This window comes from Sporosarcina sp. Y838 (genome assembly GCF_056786515.1).
On record NZ_JBXCJD010000037.1, the window covers coordinates 1 to 8,236 of the forward strand.

The window sequence follows — 8,236 nt, forward strand, 5'->3', positions numbered from 1 at the left end:
ATGGGTCAATGGTCGTTGACACCCACATCATACTAGAGGGCTTTTTTTCTTTCAAGACCCGGAACATCCTTCAAACAGGAATGCTGCCCCGTTAGTTTAACAAGAAAAGCAATACTGTTGTTACACTAAAGCACCGTTAGTTATACATAAAGACTTACACATTAATTGCATATTATTTAAATGATGTGACAATAAGTATTTATTTCTTACCTTTTAGTTCTAAAAGTATAGGTGCTATATTTAGTAAGATAGAAATAATTGTCAAAAACCATAATGCCCTTTCCATACCAGGTACTACATCCCCTAAAGCTGACCAATCTTCTACTTCTACCCACACCGATACAAGACTGTATTCTGCACAAAGTGTTAATGCTGTAAATGATAATCCCATCGCCATAGCAAGCTTATAATCCTTTCCTGCTTTATACATATAAAGATTTATAAAAGTTGCTACTATTGCAATAACCCCAAATATCATAAATAACATTACTAACCTCCATATATTTTTATTTTTGTCGTGTAATAATACTAATGTGCATCATCTCAATTTTTTGTATTACTTTTTTATTAGACATTAATACATCAAATCCTATTTTATAGTAAATGCTCTTCCTTTTGTGATTTCTTATTGAACAAACCTGCTTCTTTAGTTGAAGAAGAAAAGGGTGTCTAACCCCTAAATGAAGTAAAGCACCCGTTAGTAAAAAAAGCATTACATTCCTGATAATAAAATTGCAAATACAACCATCAAAAATATCAAAAGTGATATTCCTAATACTGTTATAGCCAACTTAAATCTATTCCCTTTAATAATTGAAATTACGGAAACAATTAAACCTATGAAAGCAATTAGTAAACTAAAAACTGTAGGAATTGGCTCAGGTAACCTTGCCAGTGCGGTACTAAAAAACAATAGAAAAAAGAGAATTTGTAGTGAAAATGAAATTAATAAAGCCTTGTTAATCATTATGTACCTCCTTTCAGGGCAACCCAAGTATACATAAAGCAAGAATTGGAATTCCAATTAACTTGTTACACTAACCTGCTCCGTTTGTTGAAAAAGCTATTTTTTAATTTTTAACGCCATAATGTAATTCCACAAATTGATTGAAGTTCCTAGTTCCTTTCAACGTAAGGTCTAATTGATAATCTCCTTTTTTAAATAACGGAATTCCTTTCCCTATAATAGTTGGAGCCACTGTTAAAATAATTTCATCAACTAATTTTTCTTTCATGAAATATTGTAACAATTCCCCTCCACCAACAATCCAAATGTTTCTTCCTTCTTGATTCTTCAATTTATTAGTAACACTAACTATGTCATCATTAATAAATTTGACATCTTCGGTATCTTCAATTGAAGATCTTGTAAATACATAACACTCTTTATTTTTATATGGGAATTCCCCTGTTTCGTGTCTTATTATCCAATCATAAGTTTTATTACCCATTAAAACTGTATCTACTGTCTCATAAAACTCTGAATATCCGTTATCACCTTCACCTTCAACATTAAATAGCCATTCTAAAGACTCGTCTTCCGTAGCTATATACCCATCTAAACTCGCAGCAATATACAAGACCAAATTTCGTTTTTTACTCATAATATCCTCCTTATAAAAACAAACGGAATGTACGTTCTTATTCATTGCAGCAATATTTTTCTACTCTTCAACTAATCTGCCCATTAGTTCAATAAGAAAAAAAGTTACTTCTGGCAACCCCATGATTTTTTACTAAAGCATCCGTTACTTTAAGTGTAATAACTCACAATCTAAAATTATTGATTGAAGTCTTGATTTAACAATGAATACATATATAAATCATCAAATTCCCCGCAGGTAAACTCATAATTCCTCAAAAGTCCTTCTCTAATAAACCCCTTTTTTTCAGCTAATTTTTGTGACGGTTTATTAGTAGGTTCTATTAACGCTTCTATTCGTTGTAAATTCATCTGTTCAAATCCATATCTAATAACAGCTTCAAAAGCCTCACTTGCTATTCCTTTCCCCCAGTGTTCTCCACTTAACTCAACACCAATTTCAGAACGATAATGCTGTGAAACCAAGTTAAGAAATCCACAACTACCAATTACCTCCCCTTGCCCCTTCAACGTAATCCCCCATCTTATTCCTGTTCTCTTTTCAAATATTGATTTATACCACGAAATCTCATCCAATACGTCATCAATGGACTTAAATGGTTCTAAACCAACGTACTTCATTACGTCTTTATCAGACAAATACTTTAGAAGACTGTTTGCATCATCTTGTGTTACTTGTCTTAAAATCAACCTATCTGTTTCAAGTATAGGAAATGCACTTACTTCTACCACAATAAACCTCTCCCTAAATATTATTCATTTTGTAGTACCCGCCATTACTTGAATATTAGAGGACATCACTGTTCTTCAAGTAAACTGCTGCTTTAGTTGAATTAGAAAAGAGTGCTTAACACCCCTAATTGAAGTAAAGCACCCGTTAGTTTAATAAGAACAGAGACGCTTTTTAAACAATCGCGCCCGATTGCGGCATAGCGATATTAAAGAAAAGCACCCTGTTCAAGAATTTCTTAATGGATTTTCCCTGTTCAGCCAATTTTCTTTTGTCAAATTCATATTGATAGAATCTATCCATTCTCCTTCATATTCTAGATTGTTTTCATCAATACTATCTATAACAAAGCCAACCTTTTCATATACATACTTAGCCCTTGGATTGAAGTCAAAAACACTTAAGGTAAGTTGGTTAAGTGTAGTGTTTTTAAATAGATAATCAATCATGAGTTGAGTTGCTTCAGTTCCTAATCCACGATTTCTTCCCCTTGATCCAATAAGTATCCTAAAATTCATACTATGATTTTTTTCATCATATAAATTGACTACTATTTCTCCCACTAAGATACCTTGGGATTGGTCAACAATAGCCAGATCCAAGCGATCGGTTTGTTCATTTCTTGTATTGTACCAATGGAGAATTGATTCCTTATCAAAATCCGAAGTGCTCCCTGTCAGTTTTATTACTTCAGAATCCTTTAAGCATTCCTCTATATAAGGAAAATCTTCATCTATAAAAGGTCTGAGAACAACTTTCTCCCCCTCTATTAGGGGTTTATGACCTAAATATATCATTACACTCACACTCCATTATTTATACATTTCCCCGTATTATCAGTTATCTTCTTCAACTAACCTGCCCTTTAGTTGAAGAAGATAAGGGTGCTTAACCCCTAATAGAAGTAAAACACCCGTTAGTTGAGTAAAAAATAATAATTAAAGGTTAACATCGAATTACAATGTTTTCCTAAAGGAATAACACCATTTGTCATATTCCAATTTATCTTCATAAAATCGGTGTGCATCACTTCTTTGTAAACCTGACTCTAATGCTACATACTCTGCCCCATTTTCAATAGCCCAATAATGTATGTACTTTAACAATTTCTCTCCATAACCAAATGACCGTTGAGACACATCAGTTACTAGATCATAAATGAAAATATGACGCTTATTATAAAAGTTTATTCTCCAACTCAATCCAACTAATGAAACTATTTCATCTTCAGCGTACATTGCGAATAGCTTGTATCCATCTTTACTCATATCTTGAAGTAACTCTATGTATGTTTCTTCTGTTAAATCAGTTCTTAATTGTTTCATAATAGGAAAAGCATCTAACCACTGCTTGGTATTTGTTAACTCAGATATTGTTTCTAATGTAGATTTCGCCATAATTCAATTCCCCCAATTTTAGATTTCTCTCAAATTACACCGAAAATTATTGTAAATTTTACCCTTCAACTAAACTGCCGCTTTAGTTGAATAAGAAAAAAGAGCTGCCTAAACCCAATGTTCTTTCACTAAAGCTATCCGTTAGTTGAATAACAAAGTAAATTTCATATTTCTTTGATAATCTCTACTCTATTACCAAAACCATTACTCAATAAGAAAAGCTGCCATGAAAGGCAGCCGATTCTTAAACTAAGTACCTGTTAGTTTATTTAATTCTTAGAGATTCTAAATTTCTTTTGAGAGAGAAAATAAGCTAATGTAGCAGTTAGCAAAGTAAACAGTAATGGAATTGAAGTCGTCCCAAACTCTACTTCTCGACTTAAATTACCCCCTATCGAAGACAAATCGGGAGTATAAGAAGCAGTAAGAATCAAACCTGACATTATTTGAAATGCCATAAATATTATTACGAAACTAATTATAAACACAAAATACTTTTTCAATATGGTTAGCTCCTTATCTCAATTTACCATATCCCCTAATTATTCTGTCAGTTAGTTAAACAGTAAATTGGATTAGCTCCATGAAATCAATTTGCCCCGACAAAAAAAGGAGGTCAAAAAGTTCCTTTAATTTAAGTGTACTCACTCACAATATTTACAATTTTCATTCTAAATCTAATGAAAATTGAATTACTTAAAATACCATTTTAATGCATTCGTGTACAAAATCTTATCTGTAGCTTTTTCATCAAATAGATGCTGAATCAATTCAATGTCTGCATACTTAAAAGGTCTTTTTGCCCTTGTAGATGGTAAATCTGTTCCGAACATAAGAGCGTCTGGGTTAATTTTATAAATAGATTTTAAGGCATTCTCGATATTCAATTCTACACGACCAAATCCAGTGGCTTTAACTCGAATACCTTTATCCACCAGCTTTAATAAACGTGGTAATCCTTCTTCAGACAATCCTAAATGGTCAATTGATATAGCAGGTAATTTTTCAATAGTTGATGCAATTTCGGGTAACTCTTTTGCATCAATGTAAAGTTCACTATGCCACCCTACTAGATCATAAACTCTTCTAGCAAAGTAATCGAGCATCGATAAATCTTCTGAACCGCCTCGTTTTATATTAAAACGTAATGCTTTTACCCCATTTTTATTTAAATTTAAAATCTCTTCGTCCGTCGCCGTAAAAGGTAATTGCGTTACGCCACAAAATGTTGAACCCATTTGTTTAAGGGCCTTTAATAAATATTCTTGGTCAAATCCTTGGAATGACCCCGATACAATCGCCCCACCTAATACATTTAAATCAGCAGTTTCATTTTGATAATCTTCTACAACATAGCTGGGTGGCAAATATCCTTGGTTTTCGATGATTGGAAAATCAAAATCAATAATATGAAAATGTGCATCAATAATTCTCATTTCAATTCCCCTTTCTTTACTTAACATAACAAATATACCTCATAAATGAAACTATGGGTTATTAATACAAAGTCATAAGTTTATATTATTGCACTATTCTCCCCCGATAGTTCAATAAGAAAAAGGGTTACCTCTGGCAACCCTATGATTTTTTACTAATGCACCCGTTACTTCAATAAGAATAGACAGGTTTTAACTCTCTTCCAATAAAGTTAGCAGATACAGGGCTTATTTCTAATTCTCTTGCCCAAACAGAAAGTTGACCAATGTGATGTATTTCGTGAGTAATTATATGGTGTAATATTTCATCAACAGTATATTTATCTTCATCCCAAGGGATACTCACATGTTCCTTTTTTAATTCATTTAAATCCGATTTTATAAAGTCAGCTATTTCTTTTCGGAATGTATCTGAGAGAGATTTAACTTTATCAAGTGTATTATAATCAGCAAACTGAGCTACTACTACATCTTCTTTACCTTGAATACCACGAAGCCAACTATATTCCACATCAATAATATGAAAAAGGGTGTATAAAATACTTCCTACTCCTCCAGTTCTGCCTTTTATCAACTCTTCATTTGATAGTTGATTACACCATTCAAACCATTCGTCTCTTACTTGTGTAAACGCTAAACTAGAGTTAACAGTTTTCCACAAATAGAAATCAACAGAATTCCACAAATAAGATTAAACAGTTCCTCAAAAAACTAATCATTTTCAATATACTAATAGTAGTCTATTGAAGGTGAGGAATTAGGAGTGAACAGATTTATGAATTATGTGGAAATCCATCGGTTATATAATGAGGGATTCTCAAAAAGTGCTATTGCTAAAAAGTTGAAGGTTTCTAGGAATACTGTTATTCAATACTTGAATATGACAACTGATGAATTTGAAGAATTTCTAAGTTCTTTACGAACTAGGGAGAAAAAATTAGATGTATTTCACGATTAAATACTTGAATGGCTGCGTGAACATCCTGATTTGTCAGGGGCACAAATTTATGATTGGTTGGAGGAGAAATTCAACTTTAAAGAAGTTGCAGAAAATACAGTTCGTATTATGACACAACCATTTGAACTTCTACAAGACAAGTGTCGAGCCTTACGTCTCGCTGAGACGGCCAAAGAATTACCAAGCTTAATGCGGGAAGCAGAGGCTAAGAACTGGACTTACCATGAATTCATACATGAAATATTAAGTTACGAAATGGGTTGTAGGGAGCAGAAGAACAACGAAAGATTGATGAAATGGGCTGAGTTTCCTGAGAAACTGACATTTGAAGAATATGACTTGAAGGAACAAACGGCAATTGGGGAAAAGCAACTCAATGTTTTGAAAGAATTGAATTGGATTGAGGAATATTTCACATTAATAATGATGGGCCCGACGGGCGCTGGTAAAACGCATCTGTCTATCGCTTTGGGTATACATGCGGTAGAAAAAGGATATCAAGTATCCTTCATCTCCATGAGCCAGCTCATGTATATCTTAAAAACGAAAGAGTATATCAGTAAGTCAAAGACGCGTTATAAGCGTATCGCCACATCAGATTTAATAATTATAGATGATGTGATGTACATGGCGTATGAGGCGCAAGAAGCAAACTTATTCTTTCAGTTTATCTATGATTTATACGATAAATCAGCATTTATTTTAACCTCTAATAAGGGACCAGGAGAGTGGGGAAAGTTTTTAGGAGACCCCACTCTCACAACCGCAATATTAGATCGATTACTGCATCGTAGTGAAATTATCACCTTTGACAAGGAGGCTGATAGTATTCGAATGAAATATAGAAAGGCATTGTTTCAAAATCTAACTGTTGAATCTTAATTGGTGAAAACTGTTGAAACTTATTTGTGGAAAACTGTTTAATTCTACTTGACGGTTACAACTTGCCAGTTATATTCAAAAAAAATTATCAATGTAAACACTCCCATATACAATTGTTTATATCAATAAGAATTAGCTCTTGTCACTAAAACCCCTATTTTATTGAAGTAACCTTCGCCTTTAGTTGAACAAGAAAAAAGAGCCATCTAAGCAGCTCAACGATCTTCAAGTAAAGCACCCGTTATTTCAATAAGAACAGAGACGCTTGGATCTACGTCAATATATTGCACACTCAAATACTTGAAACGAATTTCCTACACCATATCCATTTGCAACTTCATGACGAATAAAATCCTTGAAGCCATTAGATTTCAAGACATTTTCGAATTCCCCGTTTTCATAAAGGCGAACGGGAAAGTCCATTATTTCTTCTTTCTCTATTTGACCATTTTTAACTAGATGATATTTCAGTTTAGTATTTAGCATTTTACTTCTAGGGTCAAAATCCATTTTTTTATATTCAATAATTTCATTGTCGCCAATATATTGTCTATTTGTTTCAATCCAATCAGATATCTCTTCTACTGGCCCCTTGTTTGTCATAACAGTTAAAAGTATCTTTCCGCCTTCTTTCAGTACATTTCTCATGTTAGAAAGACTATCTTTCACTAATTCATCCGGCATAAGTGAAAAAGAACCAAATGGTATCATAACTAAATCATAATTTTTATCGCTCTTAAACTCTTCTAGTCTACAATGAAATATATTTGGCTCAAGATTTAAATTCTGACCTTTTATTCTACATAAACTAAGCATTTCTTCAGAAATATCAAAGCCTTCAATATCAATCCCTTTTTCCAATAAAGGAATAAGCATTCTGCCATTTCCGCACATTGGTTCTAAGACTTGAAAATCTTCATCCTTAACAAAAGATAGATAAAACTCAAGTTCATTTTCACCTGCAATAGACTTATTTGTTTCATAAATTTGCGTACAAAGTTCCCCATAATATTCTTCCAAGGTAATTTCCCCCAATAGTTTTATTCTTCGCTTATTAAAATCTTTTTTTATTAACTTAACAATCTGGCCCGATTGTTGAACACAAGTTAAACAACACTCTTCAACTAACCTGCCCCGTTAGTTGAATAGCTGTCCTAATATGAACTAATCTACCCAAAGACTCTAAAGTAATTTAACTACTTTATTTTGGATATACTTTTTTAAACCGTT

Annotated in this window: 11 protein-coding genes; 2 read left to right on the forward strand and 9 right to left on the reverse strand. The window is 32.9% G+C overall.

Annotated elements, in window-relative coordinates; translation table 11 throughout:
- Window positions 1–199: 199 nt before the first annotated feature.
- The 8 genes from AC1TO4_RS19570 to AC1TO4_RS19605 form a co-directional block, all read right to left on the reverse strand.
- Window positions 200–487 carry a hypothetical protein gene (locus AC1TO4_RS19570; protein ID WP_482106679.1) on the reverse strand — a complete coding sequence of 96 codons (288 nt, stop codon included), beginning with the start codon at window positions 485–487 and terminating at the stop codon, window positions 200–202.
- A gap of 225 nt (window positions 488–712) precedes the next feature.
- Window positions 713–967 (reverse strand): hypothetical protein, encoded by a 255-nt coding sequence (locus AC1TO4_RS19575; protein ID WP_482106680.1) that lies wholly within the window; start codon window positions 965–967, stop codon window positions 713–715.
- Window positions 968–1,070: 103 nt separating this feature from the next.
- On the reverse strand, window positions 1,071–1,604 hold the full coding sequence (locus AC1TO4_RS19580) for a dihydrofolate reductase family protein (protein WP_482106681.1): 534 nt from the start codon (window positions 1,602–1,604) through the stop codon (window positions 1,071–1,073).
- Window positions 1,605–1,780: 176 nt separating this feature from the next.
- A complete protein-coding gene (locus tag AC1TO4_RS19585) occupies window positions 1,781–2,335 on the reverse strand; it encodes a GNAT family N-acetyltransferase (RefSeq protein WP_482106682.1) in 555 nt (184 codons plus the stop codon).
- Window positions 2,336–2,560: 225 nt separating this feature from the next.
- Window positions 2,561–3,130: a GNAT family N-acetyltransferase gene (locus tag AC1TO4_RS19590; RefSeq protein WP_482106683.1), complete on the reverse strand. Its 570-nt coding sequence runs from the start codon at window positions 3,128–3,130 to the stop codon at window positions 2,561–2,563.
- Between the two features lie 159 nt (window positions 3,131–3,289).
- A complete protein-coding gene (locus tag AC1TO4_RS19595; RefSeq protein WP_482106684.1) occupies window positions 3,290–3,730 on the reverse strand; it encodes a GNAT family N-acetyltransferase in 441 nt (146 codons plus the stop codon).
- A gap of 692 nt (window positions 3,731–4,422) precedes the next feature.
- Window positions 4,423–5,166, reverse strand: a complete 744-nt coding sequence (locus tag AC1TO4_RS19600) for an amidohydrolase family protein (protein WP_482106688.1) — start codon at window positions 5,164–5,166, stop codon at window positions 4,423–4,425.
- 172 nt (window positions 5,167–5,338) lie between these two features.
- Window positions 5,339–5,827, reverse strand: a complete 489-nt coding sequence (locus AC1TO4_RS19605; protein ID WP_482106685.1) for a DinB family protein — start codon at window positions 5,825–5,827, stop codon at window positions 5,339–5,341.
- Window positions 5,828–5,929: 102 nt separating this feature from the next.
- Here AC1TO4_RS19605 and AC1TO4_RS19610 point away from each other — a divergent pair, with 102 nt between their 5' ends.
- Window positions 5,930–6,124: a helix-turn-helix domain-containing protein gene (locus AC1TO4_RS19610; RefSeq protein ID WP_482106686.1), complete on the forward strand. Its 195-nt coding sequence runs from the start codon at window positions 5,930–5,932 to the stop codon at window positions 6,122–6,124.
- Window positions 6,125–6,232: 108 nt separating this feature from the next.
- Window positions 6,233–7,006 carry an IS21-like element helper ATPase IstB gene (istB, locus tag AC1TO4_RS19615; protein ID WP_482106689.1) on the forward strand — a complete coding sequence of 258 codons (774 nt, stop codon included), beginning with the start codon at window positions 6,233–6,235 and terminating at the stop codon, window positions 7,004–7,006.
- A 276-nt stretch (window positions 7,007–7,282) separates the two neighbouring features.
- Here istB and AC1TO4_RS19620 read toward each other — a convergent pair whose 3' ends face one another.
- On the reverse strand, window positions 7,283–8,026 hold the full coding sequence (locus AC1TO4_RS19620) for a class I SAM-dependent methyltransferase (protein ID WP_482106687.1): 744 nt from the start codon (window positions 8,024–8,026) through the stop codon (window positions 7,283–7,285).
- Between the last annotated feature and the right edge of the window lie 210 nt (window positions 8,027–8,236).